Raw genomic sequence first — 14,706 nt, 5'->3', positions numbered from 1 at the left:
GGGCATGGGTGGCTCTACCCTCGGCGAAATCTGTTGGTCCTTGCTAGAGAACCGACGAACTTGGGCTCGGTGTGGCTCATCTGTGTACGGATCTCCCGGAGCTAAGGCCGGTATGGGGTCGGGGAGCAGAATCCGCAAAGGCGAACTTGGGCTCGTATGGGCTCGTCTGTGTACCGATCCCGTGCGCTACGGGCCGCTATGGGGTCGGGAGCGTGGGGGCCGGTCGCATGACCGGAGGTCACCCGTAGGGCGAACGCAGTGAGTGCAGCCGGCGCGCACGCGGCGGAAAGATGATCATGGACCGTGTCCGCGGTGGCGTCCGTAATGATCTTGATCTGTGAGAGAACGGCGGCGATAAGGGGTGCGGGCGGCGTGGCCGCTCCCGCCGGGACCGGCCTCCAGGCCGCATGCCCGGCGGGGAGGGCGGCCGGTTTGGCCGCCCGCGCGGGCCGCCGGAGGCGGCCCGCCTTGATTCTTATAAGAACAATTCGGCAAGTGCCCGGATGGCGAAGCATGAGGGGCCCGCGTACAGGAGTTGCGCGACAGCGGGTGCTGATGGGCGAGACGTGACGTCTGGTGCGTTCTCGTGCCATGTGGGGCGATCAAAGGACATAGCAGACTCTAGCGGTAGTGAAATGCGCCAAAGCGGCACGATTTGCTACTAGTGATTGATTGCGCGGCGGTTAGAGTGTCGGAGGATCTAGACGACAACGCCGTTCGCAAGGAGTCGAGCTATGGGTGTGGGCTACGACGCCGGGGGCGAAGGACTCGCTTCCGGTGAATTGCGGGGTGACCTAAAGACTGCTTTAGGTCGGACCCCTAGAGGGCAATGGGCAGCCGTGATCCGGGAATACCTACGGATGCGCGTAGGCGAGGAGGATCACGAGTGGATACGCGAGCTAGCGGTTCTGGCTAAGACGGAAAAGCTCACGGTGCCGGAGATCAGAGACCTGACCTCGAATCTCGCTTGGGACAGCAGGGCTGCGGGCGAGGCCATCCCGGGTGAAGACCTACAACCCTATGGCGTGGTGGATCCTGACCTCTATCGCCTGATCGTGGTGTACGTGAGAGGTCAACGGCTGCGCTTTGACTTCCTCTTCAGGGAGCTACATGAAAGCGCTCAGAAGTGGTTGAGAGAGTTCGATGACGCGCTAATCCGCGCGTTTGGGGCGCTGGGCGCATTCGGGCTGAGGTTGCCTGATGGGCGTGAGCTGTATCGTCAGTCGGACTCTGCGAAGGATGCCGATAGGAGTAGCCGGTATGTCCTTCTCGCCGCACTGTGGACGGCGAATCACCTCCCTGAGCAGGGGGAAATGCTCCTTTCGCTAAGCTCCAAAATGGTGGGCCTCGGGGAGACGAGCCCGAATCTCTACTTCCGGCGGGCGCGTGCATTTTCACGGCTCGGTAAGTACGAGGAGGCGGAGGATGACGTCTTTCGCGCGATGGAGTTGCTTGGCACCGACGCCAACGATATTCACGCGGATTACATGCGTGAATGGCAACTAGTGGTCGCGATGCGTCATGTGGACGATGCAGGTAAACGGGTCGTCCGAGAAATCCGGACCTCGATGGAGGAGGAGATAGAGCGGCGCGTGGTGGAGGCAACGCACCGGATGAATGAGCGCGTCCACGCTGCCGAAAGGCTGGCGGGCGACACGATGGCGAAAAACGTGGAGATCCTCGGTGTTTTCGTCGCGCTTATCACATTCGTAGGTGGTGGTATTTGGGTAGCGGTGAGTAAGACCCAAGAGTGGTGGCAGGCAATCGGGAGCGTGGCCCTCATCGGTGGCGGGTGCCTTCTCTTCCTCCTCGCTCTTCGCCGGATCGTTGTTCCCAGAGATTCGACAGTTACAACCCTCGTCAAGAAAGGGCGTGAATGAGCCTGCTGAAGCCGTACTATCCCGAACTGATTGAGCCCGTGCGCACGGTGGGTGCACGGGAATTCGACTTCGGGAAGCACGTGGTGTTGATGGGGATCGTCAACCGGACACCGAATTCGGGTCTGGACCCGAACATGTCGTTGGATCTGAAGGCGGCAGTCCAGACAGCAGAGAAGGCCATTCGGGAGGGTGCTGAATGGGTGGATGTCGGCGGGCGGTCTTTCCGCGCTGACCAGCCGGAGCTATCAAGCGACGAAGAGATCCGGCGTGTCGTGCCAGTGATTGAGGCAATCCGGGCACAGAGCGACGTCGTAATCTCGGTGGATACCCATTTGCCAGATGTAGCGCTCGCGGCTGTGCGCGCGGGGGCGGATGTCATTAATGACACCCACGGGCTGCAATCACCGGGAATGGTTGAGGTAGTTCGGGAAACCGGCGCGAGTGTGATCATCACTCACAGTCTGGGCGGGCCGCACACGCCCGTGCACCGACCGGCGTACAACGACGTAGTCACAGACGTTCGTGACTTCCTGCTGGCGCGGGTCAATTATGCGCGAGAGAACGGCATAGCGGCGGATCGGATCTATATCGATCCGGGACACGATCTCAACAAAAACACCCATCACAGCCTTGCGATTACGCGAGGGCTACCAACGATAGCGGAAATCGGGTATCCGGTGTTGGTGGCTACGAGCCGCAAGCATTTCATTCGGGAATCGCTGGGGGTTGAGAAGACCGATTCGGCCGCACTCAACATAGGTACGATCGTGGCCAACACAATGTGCGCATACCTAGGCGCGCGTATTGTGCGTGTTCACGAAGTGGCGGAGAACGTCACGGCCATGCGGACCGTTGAGGGACTCCTAGGGTTCCGTGGACCTGAAGCGCCGATACACAACATGTGATACATGGAAGGAGCCCGCCTTCGCAGGGAAGGCGGGCTCCTCGTTTTTGTTAGTGAGCGATATCGTGGATGTTGTTCAAGACGACTCGATCGGATCGCAAGAGGGATTTGGAAACAGCCACTACGCGGGCATGACAGTAGTAGATGCGCTGTACTTCCATGACCGGTTTTCCGGGTGGGATGTCCATAAGGTGGCCCTCGTCGGCTGTGGGCATCCGCGCTGAAATGGTCTCGTGCACTTGGGTAATGTCAACGCCACTACGGGCTTGCCTGGCTATTGGATCGGGATTGTGCAGGTCCCTTGGATCGATCTCCGCGTCGGGCGAGATTAGCTCATAGTGCTGGGTGATCTCGATCAGATGTGAGACATCTCCGCCTCGATATTCAACCCGGTATTCGATCTTCTGAACCTTGGCCGTGGGCGGCAACTGAAGGAGTTGGGCTACGTCTTCCGGCGGCAGCCCCTCGGACAGGTCGACGGCGATCACCTTTCCCGGCTGCGTATCGGCAGCCTCGACGGGGTGACCGTTATGGGTGCTCTTGGGTACGGGCTTCCACCTGGGGGAGACGAAACTGCCCTTCCCCTGCCGTGAGTAGATGAGGCCCTGAGAGCGGAGTAGGGCGATAGCGGCGCGGGACACGCTGCTAGAGACGCCATACCGAAGCTGGAGGTCCTTCTCGCTAGGGATCTTGGATTCCGGCGGGAGCTTCCCGGTCCGGATCTGCTCAGCGATCCCTTCCGCGATGGACTGGTATGTGGCGGACATCACATCAACCTCCTTCACCTACACAGTACACCAAACGCACTTTGTAGGTTAACGTACTAAGTAGGTGAAGCGCACGGAGCGCTTCGTTCGGAGAGGAGTCACCCTGTTACAGGGTCCGATAGCGGTGAGCTTCGATCAGGTGTTCCCTCGTGGGTGCTACCTGATCGGGCAGGTTGAGCCCGTAAGGGACTTCGACCGTTCGACGAAGGAGTCCTTCGTTCAGAGCCGGGACAAGGACACCGGGCTTCCGCTGTGGCAGGTTGCCGTACTGGACGGCGACCCCACGGCGAAAGCCGCGCAGCGCACGATGTCGATCAAGATCCCCAGTGCGGAGGAGCCGGAGGTGCCCGATCTTCCGCAGGGGCACCCGATCATGCCGGTGGAGATCGTCGGGCTGACCGTCACGCCGTACGTGGCTCAGTCCACGGGACGGCTGGCCTACTCGATCCGCGCAACGGCGATTCGTCGGGCGCGTGTCGCGGCGAGCGGGGGCGGCGAATGACGTCGGGGGACGAGCCGTACACCTACGTGGTCACGCGTGAGGCGCGTGGCCACACGTACCGGGGGATTTCCTTCTACGACTCGGCGGTCCGGGTCGCAACGGGGATGATCAACGAGCGCGGGGCCGGGGGGGTCGTGTATCAGCGGCCCTACGTCTCGCTGGGCACGAACGATGTTGAGGCCACGCTGTCCACGCGGGGCGGGGGTCCCGTGACGCTGGCAGACGTGGAACTGGCGGAGCGGCTGGCGGGGGCGGCTGACCGCTACCTGGCCATGTGCCGTGAGCAGTACGAGGAGTGTCACGGGGGCCAGCAGCTCTAGGAGCGCTGGCGTAAGGGGTCACCGGGCGATAGCGGCTCGGTGACCCCACCACAACTCATTCGAGATTCGGGAAGGATCTTTGATGTTCCGTCGCCTTCCGGGCGAGACAGAGAACATTGTGACAACGAGACCCACAACCGTGGTCTTCCGGCCGGTCGTGGTGCAGACTCCAGCGATTGTCACGCTGGTAGTAGGACTCTGGCGGCTGGTGGCCTGGCTGGTTCGCCTCGTCTGGCGGCATCCGGTGGCATGTCTGGTTCTGGGGATCACCTCGGCTGTGCTGTGGTGGCGGGGGCCGCACGTGGCCGCGTGGGGGGCCGTGAGTACCGGTGCACTGGTGGTGTGCTGGGGGGTGGTGCATCAGCGATCGTGGGCGCGGTGGTGCTACTGGCCGCTGGTGGCGTGGTGGCGCGGGCTGTGGGTGTACGGGGCTCGCTGGCGAGGGGTAACGGCCGTCGCAGGGTTACGCGCGATGGTGGATGGCCGCGCGTACGGGCCACGGCTCGTGCGAGTCCGGTCTACGCCCTGGGCTGACCTGGTGGCCGTGCGGATGGTGCGGGGACAGTCCGTGCGGCACTGGCAGGACGCGGCGGAGTCGCTGGCGCATGCGTTCGGGGCGCTGTCGTGCCGGGTGGCCGTGCGGCGAGGGGGACGGCTCCTCTTGACTCTCCCGCGCAGAGACCCGCTGGCGAACGCGTTCGGCGCGGTGCGGCTACCTGCTGCGGCGACCCTGCGTCCGGTGATCGGGTGGCAAGAGGACGGGGAGCCCTGGCGGCTGCGGGTGGCTGGAACCCATGTGCTGGTGGCGGGTGCGACCGGCGCGGGCAAGGGCTCGGTGTTGTGGTCAACGGTGCGGGGGCTGCTACCGGGAGTGGCTGAGGGCACGGTAAAGCTGTGGGGGCTGGACCCCAAGCTGATGGAGCTGTCGCTAGGGCGGTCGCTCTTCGGTGATCGGTACGCGGCGTCCCCGGAGGAATGCGCGGATCTGCTGGAACGAGCCGTGGCCGAAATGCAGGAACGCGCGCGCTACTACGCCGGTCGGGTCCGCAAGCACAGGCCGACGGTGGAGGAGCCGTTCTGCCTCGTGATCGTGGATGAGGTGGCGTTCCTGACGGCGTATCAGCCGAACAAGCAGATTCGGGCTCGGATCATGGCGGCTCTGGCGACGCTGACGACTCAGGGCCGCGCGGTGGGCTTCTGTGTCCTGGCTGCGCTTCAAGACCCTCGCAAGGACGTTCTCACGATTCGGAACCTGTTCCCTGACCGGATCGCCCTGCGCCTGGATGAGCCCGAACAGGTGGACATGGTTCTAGGCGATGGGGCACGGGACCGGGGGGCGCTCGCTGACGAGATCTCCCATGTGGAGGAGGAGGGCGCGGGCGTGGGCTACGTGCGGGTCGAGAGGTCACCTGACCCGGTGAGAGTGCGGGCGGCCTTCATCTCGGATGAGGTCATACGGGCGATGGCTGCGGCCTTCGGGGAGCATGCGTGAGCGAGGAACTGAACGAGGAACTGACGGGGCTTCGATGCGCGGTCTGCGGTGCGGCGGCGCTGCGGCTGGACGTGTGCCGGGGCCGGGTCGAGTGCACGGAGTGCGGAGCCGCCGCCCGCGTGGTGTGCGACGGACAAAACGACGACAGCACAGCGAGCAAGGAGAGTGATTGAGACAAGCGGGGGCAACAACCGGGCTGGATCTGGAAACAGCCCAAGCGCTGGCGGAGCAAACAGGGGTGTGCATTCGCCCTCTGAGTTTCCGGGTGACGGATCGGGCGACGGGCGCAAGTCAGGTGGTGGAGGTCGCGTGCGGGGCGCGGCTGGCTCGGGGGTGCCCACCATGTGCGCGGAAGACACGGGCAGCGCGAATCGCTCAATGCCGGGACGGGTGGCACCTGGAGGACGAACCGGAGCGGGAAAGACCGGTCGGCGGGCGAGTGATCGACGGGGACGAACGAGCCTGGATGCGGGAGTTCCGGGACGAGGTCAGAAGCAAGCGGGATGCGGCGCTGGCGGCCGGTGAGACGCGAGAGGCTGAGGACTGGGCGGCGGTGCTGGCCGGTCATGAGGCGGAGATGGGACAGGCGGGCGTGGGGCTGGAGGCCCGGCGTCGGGTGCGATCGACACGGCGACGTCAGGAGGCCCCGGCTCTGCCGAAGAGGGCGATGCGTCCCACCACAGTAGGGCGGGCGTTCACGACGCCGGACGGACGGATCCTGCGCCCGTCAATGTTCATCACGCTGACGCTCCCGTCCTACGGTCGCGTGCACGGCGGGCTGCCGGTGAACCCGGAGACATACGACTACGTTGGTGCGGCACGCGACTCGCTCCACTTCGGGAAGCTGATCGACAGGTTCGTGCAGAACCTGAGGCGGGCGGCTGGCTGGAATGTGCAGTACTTCGCCGTGGTCGAGCCTCAGCGGCGGTTAGCGCCACATCTGCACATGGCGATTCGCGGGACGCTGCCGCGTGCTGACCTGCGCCAAGTCATCGCAGCGACATACCACCAAGTGTGGTGGCCTGCGGTGAACGAGGTCCGCTACGAGGGGGATCACCTCCCGAAATGGGAGGACGGCGTGGGCTACGTCGACCGGGAGACCGGGGAGATACTGCCGACCTGGGAAGAGGCGTTAGACACGCTGGAGACAGACCGCAACGCGGAGCCACGTCACGTGATGGCGTTCGGCGCTCAGGCAGACATTCGGGGGGTCGTGGCGGGGAGCCGGGACGCTGACCTGAGCATCAAGTACCTGGCGAAATACCTGACGAAGAGCCTGGGGGAAGCGGTCGCGGAGGTCGCCGAAGCAGCAGACGACGGGGCGCGGGACTCGGCACGACGCGTGCACGTGCGGCGGCTGGTGGAAGCCCTTCGGTGGGAACCGTGCTCGGCGCGGTGCTCGAACTGGCTGAGGTTCGGGATACAGCCGGAGAACGCCAAGCGAGAGATGGAACCGGGGCGCTGCCCGAAGGCTGCTCACCGGGCGGAGCGGTTGGGGTACGGCGGACGGCGGGTGCTGGTCTCGCGACAGTGGTCGGGTAAGACGCTGGGCGGGTATCAGCAGGCGCGGAGGGCCTGGGTGGTGGAGGCGCTGGGGCTGGAAGAGGCGGATGCGGATCGCTTCGTGTGGCAGAAGCTCAGCGCGACAGATGCCCAGCTCGCGCCGCTGCCGGAGCGGCTGATGCGCCTGGTGGCGGACCGGATGGCCGGGCGGGCACGACTGGCGGCATCCATGGTGGCGGAGCAAGGGCCACCGGGAGACGGAGGGTCGGGGGTAGGCGGTGCCTTGTGAAGCGGCGCCCACGGTTAAAGGTGCATCCTGACCAGGGCGTTCTACCAGGGTTTGAGTCGGTACCCGATGGCGAGGGCACTCCGGGCGATGCGGCGGGATCACCGGTGGACGAGCAGCGCCCCCAAGAGGAGCGCGCCGAAGGCTCCACATCGGGGTCGGGGGTTGCGCGTGAACGCTCGCGGGGGCGGCGGAGTAGGGCCGCGCAAGCCCCAGCCCCGTCAGACCCGGGGGCGGGTGGGAGGGCCACTGGGGGCCCTGAGCACGCCGGCCGACCTCAAGATGATCTTGGCGCGGGGACGGAGGGGGCTACGGCGGGTCGTCGGCGGCGCGGCTCTCGCGCCCGGTCAGACATCGGGGCTGGGGCTGAAGGCTCGGAGGGTCGGCGGGGTAGGGGCGGGCGGCGCTCAGCCCCGTCAGACGTTCGGGCGGGCGGGCGGGCCGATGAGAGTGCGAGGCAGGGCGACCCCCCTGAAGATGATCATGGCACGGAGGCCGTGAGGTCTGCGGCGGGTCGTCGGCGGCGCGGCTCTCGCGCCCGGTCAGACATCGGGACTGGCGAGACTGAGGAGGGTGCGTCCAGTGGGGATCGGCTGGATGGTGTAGCAGCGGAGCTAGTCGCGGACTGGCCTGCGCTAACCGAGCAGCAGCGCAACCGGCTCACGCTGCTGCTCCATGGGTCGCCGGTCGTCAAGCGGCGGCAGTAATCGGAGTAATGATCACGCGCTCCTCGATGGGCGGCCACGAGGAGCGCCGCCCCCTGCCGATGCCGATCGCTTCAACACGCATGACCAAGCGAACGATCTCGCGCTGGATCGGCAGGGTTAGGGATTCCCACTGGGCGCGGACTTCATCTTGAGTTCTGCCTAGGAAGCTGGTCAGAGGGCTGCTCGTGGTAGCTCGGGCAAGCTTGTCCCGCTCGTCAGCGATCAACTGATCCGTCTGCGCGGTTGCCTGTTCTAGCATCTCCAGGGTGAGGCCAGCGCCCGTCGTGAGGTAACGGACGTGAGAGGCTGCAAGCGCCGCCTTACCTTCTTCAAGCTTGGCGATGTTCACTTGAAGTTCGGTGATGCTGACGGTGGGATCGTGGCTGGGGATCAGGTCGGCAAGATCCGGCCGTGACAGTCGGGCCTGAGCTACCTTCTCGATCCACTTGTCTGCCTCATCTGCCGGTGTCGTGGCATGACCCTTCGCGTCACAACGGTAGAGGCGCTGCCCGTTTCTCATGCCGCTGACCATGGGCGTTCCGTCTCGGCACACTCCGCATGTGATGATCAGCGATCCTAGCCACTTGGGTTGGTTGCCTGCACGTGCGGCGGGAGTCACCTTGTGGGCGGGGTCGCACAGGATCGCCCTGAGCCGGTCCTGCTCTTCCGACGTGATAATCGGCGGCAATACATCACGCGCGATGATCTGTTCATTGTGTTCCCCGTGCCCTGCCGTGCGAGGGCTGAGCAAGATTCGCTCCACGGTTCGCCATTGCCACCCGGACGACTCCATGATCTTGCCATTGCGCTTGATCACACGTCCATCGGTCTGACCCTGTGTGAGCACACCGCGCCTGTTCAGGTCGGCAATGATGCTCCCATTGGGGACACCGGCAAGGACGGCGTCGCGCCAACGTCGGATCTCGGCGGCTTCCTGCTCGTTGTGCTTGGTCATATCGATGACCGGGCGGTGTTCGTATTCGCGTTGTGCGGGCGGGGCCTTGGGGTTGACGCACACTGCGTGAACAAGGCCGGTGTCTACACCCCATCCGTAGGCGCGGACACCTCCGCCCCATGCTCCCTGCTTGGCCTGGCGCTTGCGGGCTACGCGTACGTTGTCGCCGCGCTGGCTGGAGTCGGCTTCAGCGTTGTTGGTGTCGGCGATGAAATCCTTACGGCCCTGTGCCTTGGTGAAGTCGTAGAACGTGCCTCGCTGCACGCTGTAGACCTTCACTCGGTAGGCGATGCACATGTTCATGAACGAGAGGGCTTCCTCCACCCGACGGTGGAGGCGGTTGGCGTGCCAGATCACTACAGTGGCGATCAGCATCGCCTCGATGTCAGCCCTTAACCGCTGGTATTCAGGGCGGTGCGCGTCCTCACGGTGGGCCGAAATGCTGTTGTCTACGTACCGGTGTGTGATGGCTGGGATTCCCCACCCTTCTACGGCCTCGTCGTGTTCCTCGGCTTGGGACTGCACACCAAACTCTGTGTCCGCCTTGTCCAGACTCTTCCGGGCGTACCCGGCAGTCGCGCGGTTCGCGGGAACTTCCAGGACCGTCACGCCATTAATCTTCATGCTCTGACCTGGCCTTTCGTCGCTTCCTACTTCAATAATGCTCCTCAAATCCGTAGTCGGGAAGTCCACCACCATGCGCATGATCCTCGGGCTCGACCGGCCCTCCCACGGCTCCGTCCTCGTGGACGGCGTGCCGTACGCGCAGCTCAAGCACCCGCTGCGGAAGGTGGGGGCGCTGCTGGACGCCAAGGCCGTGCACGGGGGCAGGAGCGCGCGCAACCACCTGCTGGCCGTCGCGCAGAGCAACGGGCTGAGCCGGGCCAGGGTCGACGCGGTGCTCGAGCAGGTCGGGCTGGCCGAGGTGGCGGGGCGCAGGATCGGCGGGTTCTCGCTGGGCATGGCGCAACGGCTCGGCATCGCGGGGGCGCTGCTCGGCGATCCGGAGATCCTGCTGTTCGACGAGCCGGTCAACGGGCTCGACCCCGACGGCATCCTGTGGATCCGCACGTTCATGAGGAAGCTGGCGGCCGAGGGGCGGACCGTGTTCGTCTCCAGCCACCTGATGAGCGAGATGGCGCAGACCGCGGATCACCTCATCGTGATCGGCAAGGGCCGGTTGATCGCCGACACCGGCATGGAGGAGTTCATCGGGCGCAGCTCGCAGTCCTACGTCAGGGTCCGCTCGCCGCGGCTGCCGGAGGTGGCGCAGCTGATCGGGGTGGGCGAGCTGTATCCCGACCACCTGCGGGTGACCTCGATGACACCGCTGGACATCGGCAGGGTCACCGCCAGGGCCGGGCTGGAGCTGGAGGAGCTGACGCTCGTCCAGCCGACGCTGGAGGCCGCCTACATGGAGCTCACCAAGGACAGCCTGGAGTTCTCGGCATGATCGACGTCATCAGGTCCGAATGGACCAAGATCCGGTCTGTGCGGTCCACGCTGTGGACCCTCGCCATCACCGCGCTGCTGATGCTCGGCCTCTGCGTGCTGCTCACCCTGACGAGCAGGAACCAGGTCGACGGCGCCACGACCGCGCTCGAAGCCGCCGCGCTGTCGCTGCAGGGCACGCAGTTCGCCGCGATAGCGCTGGCCACCCTGGGCGTGCTCGTGATCAGCGGCGAGTACCGTACCGGCGGCATCCGTACCTCGCTGCTCGCCGTGCCGGTCCGGCCGAAGCTGCTGGCGGCGAAGGTCCTGGTGTTCACGGCGATCGCGCTGGTGGTGTCCATGGTCGCCGCCTTCGTCACCGTGGTCACCGGGATGACGATCCTGAATCTCGGCTCGCTCGGGGATCCCGGCGTGCTGCGGATGACCTACGGCACCGGGCTGTTCCTGACCGCCTGCGGGCTGTTCGGGCTGGCGCTCGGCGCGCTGATCCGGCACACGCCGGGCGCCATCGTCTCCGCGATCGCCCTGATGACCGTGCTGCCCCAGCTCACCAACGCGATCCCGGGGCAGGTCGGCAGGTTCGTGCACGACAACTTCACCACCAACGCCGGCATGACGCTGATCTCCTCGCCCGACGCCGGCAAGGCCTGGGGCGGCTACGCCGTCTACCTCGCCTGGATCGCGGTCACGCTGGTGGCCGGCACGGTGCTGCTGCAGCGGCGGGACGCCTGATCACTCGGCGCGCAGGGCGATGACGGGATCCAGCCGTCCCGCCCTGCGTGCCGGCGCCACGCCGAAGAAGACGCCGACGGCGGCCGACACCCCGAAGGCCAGCGCGATCGACCACCAGGTGATCGAGGCGGGCACCGGGGTGAACGCCTTGATGGCCAGCGCGCCGCCGACGCCGAGCAGGATGCCGATCAGCCCGCCGATGGTGGTCAGCAGCACGGCCTCGATCAGGAACTGGACCAGCACGTCGCGCTGCCGGGCGCCCAGCGCCTTGCGCAGGCCGATCTCCTTGGTCCGCTCCCTGACGCTGACCAGCATGATGTTCGACACGCCGACGCCGCCCACGAGCAGCGAGATGCCGGCGATCGCGGCGAGCACGCCGGTGAGCATGCCCAGCACGCTGCCGATGGTGCCGAGCAGCTGGGTCTGGGTGACGGCGGAGAACTTCTCCCCCGGGTACCTGGTCTGCAGCGCCGCCACGATGCGGTCCTGCAGCGAGTCGATCTCGTCGGGCGTGGCGGCCCCGACGGCGACGCCGTTGATGCGCGGGATGCCGAACAGCCGCTGCGCGGTCGTGACGGGGACGTGCACCTCCTGGTCGCGCGAGACGCCGAACGTCTGACCGATCTTGGAGTAGACGCCCGCGACGCGGAACCGCGCGCCCGCGATGGTCAGCTGGCGGCCCACCGGGTCGAGGTCGCCGAAGAGCTTGGCCGCCACCTCCGAGCCGAGCACGGCCACCCGCCGCCGGGTGTCGACGTCGGTCTCGCTCAGATGGCGGCCCTTGGCGACAGGACGCTCGAAGATGTTGGTCAGGTTCTGGTCGGTGCCGACGATCGTGGCGAACGACTCGGCCCTGCCCACCCTGACGGTCTCGCCCGACTGCAGCGATACGGTGACCCGCGCCGGATCCCCCACCACGCGGCGCAGGTAGGCCACGTCGTCCAGGGTCATCCTGCTCTGCGTGGGCGCGGCGCCGACGCTGAGCTGGCCGGGCACGACCAGGATGATGTTGGTGCCCAGGCCGGAGATCTCCTTCTCCACCGCGTCCTTCGCGCCGGTCCCCACCGAGACCAGCACGACCACCGCCAGCACGCCGATGATCACGCCCAGCATGGTGAGCGCGCTGCGCATCCGGTTGACCCGCAGCGCCTCCAGCGCCATGCCGAACGCCTCGCGCCCCCTCACGCCGCCGCCCCCGTGTCCAGCTCCACCACGCCGTCGCGGACGTGGATCTGGCGGCGGGCGTGGGCGGCGACGTCCGGCTCGTGGGTGACCAGGACGACCGCCACGCCCCGCTCGGAGTTGAGCCGGTCGAGGATGGCCATCACCTCGGTGCCGTTGGCGGTGTCGAGGTTGCCGGTGGGCTCGTCGGCCAGCAGCACCTTGGGCTCGCCCACCAGCGCCCTGGCGATCGCTACCCGCTGCTGCTCGCCGCCGGACATCTGGGAGGGCCGGTGGTCCATGCGATGGCCCAGCCCGACGGACTCCAGCGCGGCCCGCGACCGACTTATCCGCTCATTGCGCGAAATTCCGCGATAAACGAGGGGTAGGGCCACGTTCTCCAGAGCCGACGTGCGGGCGAGCAGGTGGAAGGACTGGAAGACGAAGCCGATCGTGCGGTTGCGCAGCTCTGCCAGCTGGGTGTCGGACAGGCCCGACATCTCCACCCCGTTGACCCTGAGGTGTCCCGAGGTGGGCCGGTCGAGGCAGCCGAGCAGGTGCATCAGCGTCGACTTGCCCGAACCCGACGGGCCGAGGATCGCCACGAACTCGCCCTGGCCGATGCTCAGCGACACGCCCCTGAGCGCCTCCACGGCCACGCCGTCGAGCTGGTACCGGCGGGTGACGTCGACGCACTCCAACGCCGGTGTCACGACAGGGCCTGGCCTTGCCGTACCGAGTCCGCGCCCTTGACGACGATGCGGTCGCCCACCGACAGGCCCTCGGTGACCTGCACCACCGCCTCGCCCTGGGCGCCCAGCTTGACCACGCGCCGCTCGGCCGTGCCGTTCCTGTCGAGCCAGACCACGCTCTCGCGGCCACTGGTGACGATCGCGGAGGCGGGCGCGGCGATGGCGTCGGGCGCCTGGCGGACGGTGAGGCGGGTCACGGCGCTCATGCCCGGCTTCGGGGTCGGCGCCTTGCCGCCGTCGTCGAACGCGCCGGAGCCGAGGCGCAGCTGCACCGGGTAGCTGACGCCGCCCGTGGTGCCCTCCATCGGGGTGACGCCGACGCCGGTGACGCTGGCCTGGTAGGTGGCGCCGGGGACCGCGTCCAGCTCGACCGTGGCCGTCGTACCGGGCTTGACCAGCAGCACGTCGGTCTCGTCGACGTTGGCCGCCAGAGTGAGCCTGGAGACGTCGGTGACGGTGACGATCGCGTCGCCCGCCGACACGGGGACGCCGGTGGCGACCTGGGTGCCGGTACCCGACGACTGCTGCGGCTGGACAGGCAGCTGGCTCAGCAGGCTCGTCAGGCCGCCCGTGCCGCCACCGCCGCCGGACGCGCGGCCCAGGGTGACCACGCCGGAGAACGGGGCCTTGATCGTGAGCGCGTCGACGGTGCTCTGGGCAACCTTCATCGCCGCCTTGGCCTGGCCCTTCGAGGCGGCCTGCAGCGAGGACATCGACGCGGCCAGCCCGCTGGTCATGCCGGACAGCGCGCCGCTGATCGAGCGGCCGAGCTGGGCGGTGATGTCGGCCAGTGCCTTGGACTGGGCCCGCTGCTGCGCCTGCGCCACGTCGATGGCGTGCAGGACCTGCTTGCGTGCCCGGGCGTCCTCGATCTTCCTGGCTTCTTTTCTGGCCCGCTCGAACTGCTTGCCCAGGGCCCGGTCGAACGCGCCGGTGTCCAGCGAGGCGACGCGGAAGCTCGGGGTGCCGAGGCTGGCGGTCGGGGTCTTGGCCGCCTGGCGTGCCTGCTTCAGCTGGTCCCTGGCCTGCGGGGAGCTGATCGTGGCCAGGATCTGGCCCTTGTCGACGTGCTGGCCCTCGGAGACGTACAGGCGCTTCACGGTCCCCTGCGCGGGGGAACGCAGCGTGGCGGTCGCGCGGGCGCCGATGGTGGCGGGGGCCTCGACCACCTCGGTCACGGGGGCGCGTTTCACCTCGCCCACCTGGATGTTCGACGGCTGCCCCGAGGAGCATCCGGTCAGCGCGAGTAAGACGAGCAGCGGGGTGATTCCGCGACGAATCGTCACCCGGAAC

At 66.7% G+C, this 14,706-nt stretch carries 14 protein-coding genes; 9 read left to right on the top strand and 5 right to left on the bottom strand.

Translation table 11 applies throughout. The features are described from left to right. Positions 1 to 839 precede the first annotated feature (839 nt). Positions 840 to 1,880: a tetratricopeptide repeat protein gene (locus tag KIK09_RS53160; RefSeq protein ID WP_214327259.1), complete on the top strand. Its 1,041-nt coding sequence runs from the start codon at positions 840 to 842 to the stop codon at positions 1,878 to 1,880. Beyond that, entirely contained in the window at positions 1,877 to 2,785 is a 909-nt protein-coding gene (gene folP / locus KIK09_RS53155; protein ID WP_214327258.1) for a dihydropteroate synthase, read from the top strand. The genes KIK09_RS53160 and folP overlap by 4 nt, the downstream gene beginning before the upstream one ends. Before the next feature lie 49 nt (positions 2,786 to 2,834). Here folP and KIK09_RS53150 read toward each other — a convergent pair whose 3' ends face one another. Next, positions 2,835 to 3,569, bottom strand: a complete 735-nt coding sequence (locus KIK09_RS53150) for a GntR family transcriptional regulator (protein ID WP_214327257.1) — start codon at positions 3,567 to 3,569, stop codon at positions 2,835 to 2,837. A 106-nt stretch (positions 3,570 to 3,675) separates the two neighbouring features. Between KIK09_RS53150 and KIK09_RS53145 the strand changes: the two genes are divergently transcribed. From KIK09_RS53145 to KIK09_RS53125, 5 genes are all read left to right on the top strand, one after another. Continuing rightward, positions 3,676 to 4,053 (top strand): plasmid replication, integration and excision activator, encoded by a 378-nt coding sequence (locus tag KIK09_RS53145; RefSeq protein WP_308164834.1) that lies wholly within the window; start codon positions 3,676 to 3,678, stop codon positions 4,051 to 4,053. Then, on the top strand, positions 4,050 to 4,373 hold the full coding sequence (locus KIK09_RS53140) for a hypothetical protein (RefSeq protein WP_214327256.1): 324 nt from the start codon (positions 4,050 to 4,052) through the stop codon (positions 4,371 to 4,373). Before KIK09_RS53145 ends, KIK09_RS53140 begins: the two co-directional genes overlap by 4 nt. 568 nt (positions 4,374 to 4,941) lie before the next feature. Next, a complete protein-coding gene (locus KIK09_RS53135) occupies positions 4,942 to 5,865 on the top strand; it encodes an FtsK/SpoIIIE domain-containing protein (protein WP_308164833.1) in 924 nt (307 codons plus the stop codon). Further along, positions 5,862 to 6,038 (top strand): hypothetical protein, encoded by a 177-nt coding sequence (locus KIK09_RS53130; protein WP_214327254.1) that lies wholly within the window; start codon positions 5,862 to 5,864, stop codon positions 6,036 to 6,038. Before KIK09_RS53135 ends, KIK09_RS53130 begins: the two co-directional genes overlap by 4 nt. Then, positions 6,035 to 7,657, top strand: a complete 1,623-nt coding sequence (locus KIK09_RS53125; RefSeq protein ID WP_214327253.1) for a replication initiator — start codon at positions 6,035 to 6,037, stop codon at positions 7,655 to 7,657. Before KIK09_RS53130 ends, KIK09_RS53125 begins: the two co-directional genes overlap by 4 nt. Before the next feature lie 687 nt (positions 7,658 to 8,344). On the opposite strand, the gene KIK09_RS53120 is transcribed toward KIK09_RS53125, so the two are convergent. Next, positions 8,345 to 10,015 carry a recombinase family protein gene (locus KIK09_RS53120; RefSeq protein ID WP_214327252.1) on the bottom strand — a complete coding sequence of 557 codons (1,671 nt, stop codon included), beginning with the start codon at positions 10,013 to 10,015 and terminating at the stop codon, positions 8,345 to 8,347. Between KIK09_RS53120 and KIK09_RS53115 the strand changes: the two genes are divergently transcribed. Both KIK09_RS53115 and KIK09_RS53110 read left to right on the top strand, forming a co-directional pair. After that, positions 10,014 to 10,769: an ATP-binding cassette domain-containing protein gene (locus KIK09_RS53115; RefSeq protein ID WP_250575268.1), complete on the top strand. Its 756-nt coding sequence runs from the start codon at positions 10,014 to 10,016 to the stop codon at positions 10,767 to 10,769. The genes KIK09_RS53120 and KIK09_RS53115 overlap by 2 nt on opposite strands. Continuing rightward, positions 10,766 to 11,500: an ABC transporter permease gene (locus KIK09_RS53110; RefSeq protein WP_214327250.1), complete on the top strand. Its 735-nt coding sequence runs from the start codon at positions 10,766 to 10,768 to the stop codon at positions 11,498 to 11,500. The genes KIK09_RS53115 and KIK09_RS53110 overlap by 4 nt, the downstream gene beginning before the upstream one ends. On the opposite strand, the gene KIK09_RS53105 is transcribed toward KIK09_RS53110, so the two are convergent. From KIK09_RS53105 to KIK09_RS53095, 3 genes are read right to left on the bottom strand one after another with little or no spacing between them, the layout of a single operon-like run. Then, complete coding sequence (locus KIK09_RS53105; RefSeq protein ID WP_214327249.1) at positions 11,501 to 12,685, bottom strand: ABC transporter permease; 1,185 nt, start codon at positions 12,683 to 12,685, stop codon at positions 11,501 to 11,503. Continuing rightward, complete coding sequence (locus KIK09_RS53100) at positions 12,682 to 13,374, bottom strand: ABC transporter ATP-binding protein (protein WP_214327248.1); 693 nt, start codon at positions 13,372 to 13,374, stop codon at positions 12,682 to 12,684. Before KIK09_RS53100 ends, KIK09_RS53105 begins: the two co-directional genes overlap by 4 nt. After that, a complete protein-coding gene (locus KIK09_RS53095) occupies positions 13,371 to 14,699 on the bottom strand; it encodes an efflux RND transporter periplasmic adaptor subunit (protein ID WP_214327247.1) in 1,329 nt (442 codons plus the stop codon). Before KIK09_RS53095 ends, KIK09_RS53100 begins: the two co-directional genes overlap by 4 nt. Positions 14,700 to 14,706 lie beyond the last annotated feature (7 nt).

Origin of the sequence: Nonomuraea sediminis (genome assembly GCF_018531495.1) — a bacterium.
Lineage (GTDB): Bacteria > Actinomycetota > Actinomycetes > Streptosporangiales > Streptosporangiaceae > Nonomuraea > Nonomuraea sediminis.
The sequence above is the reverse complement of the archived record's forward strand: the minus strand, read 5'-3'. Positions and strand labels throughout refer to the sequence as shown.

Coding starts and splice junctions, on each gene's coding strand:
- folP (WP_214327258.1), top strand. CDS start 1,877: ATGAGCCTGCTGAAGCCGTACTATCCCGAACTGATTGAGCCCGTGCGC.
- KIK09_RS53140 (WP_214327256.1), top strand. CDS start 4,050: ATGACGTCGGGGGACGAGCCGTACACCTACGTGGTCACGCGTGAGGCG.
- KIK09_RS53115 (WP_250575268.1), top strand. CDS start 10,014: ATGCGCATGATCCTCGGGCTCGACCGGCCCTCCCACGGCTCCGTCCTC.
- KIK09_RS53120 (WP_214327252.1), bottom strand. CDS start 10,015: ATGGTGGTGGACTTCCCGACTACGGATTTGAGGAGCATTATTGAAGTA.
- KIK09_RS53110 (WP_214327250.1), top strand. CDS start 10,766: ATGATCGACGTCATCAGGTCCGAATGGACCAAGATCCGGTCTGTGCGG.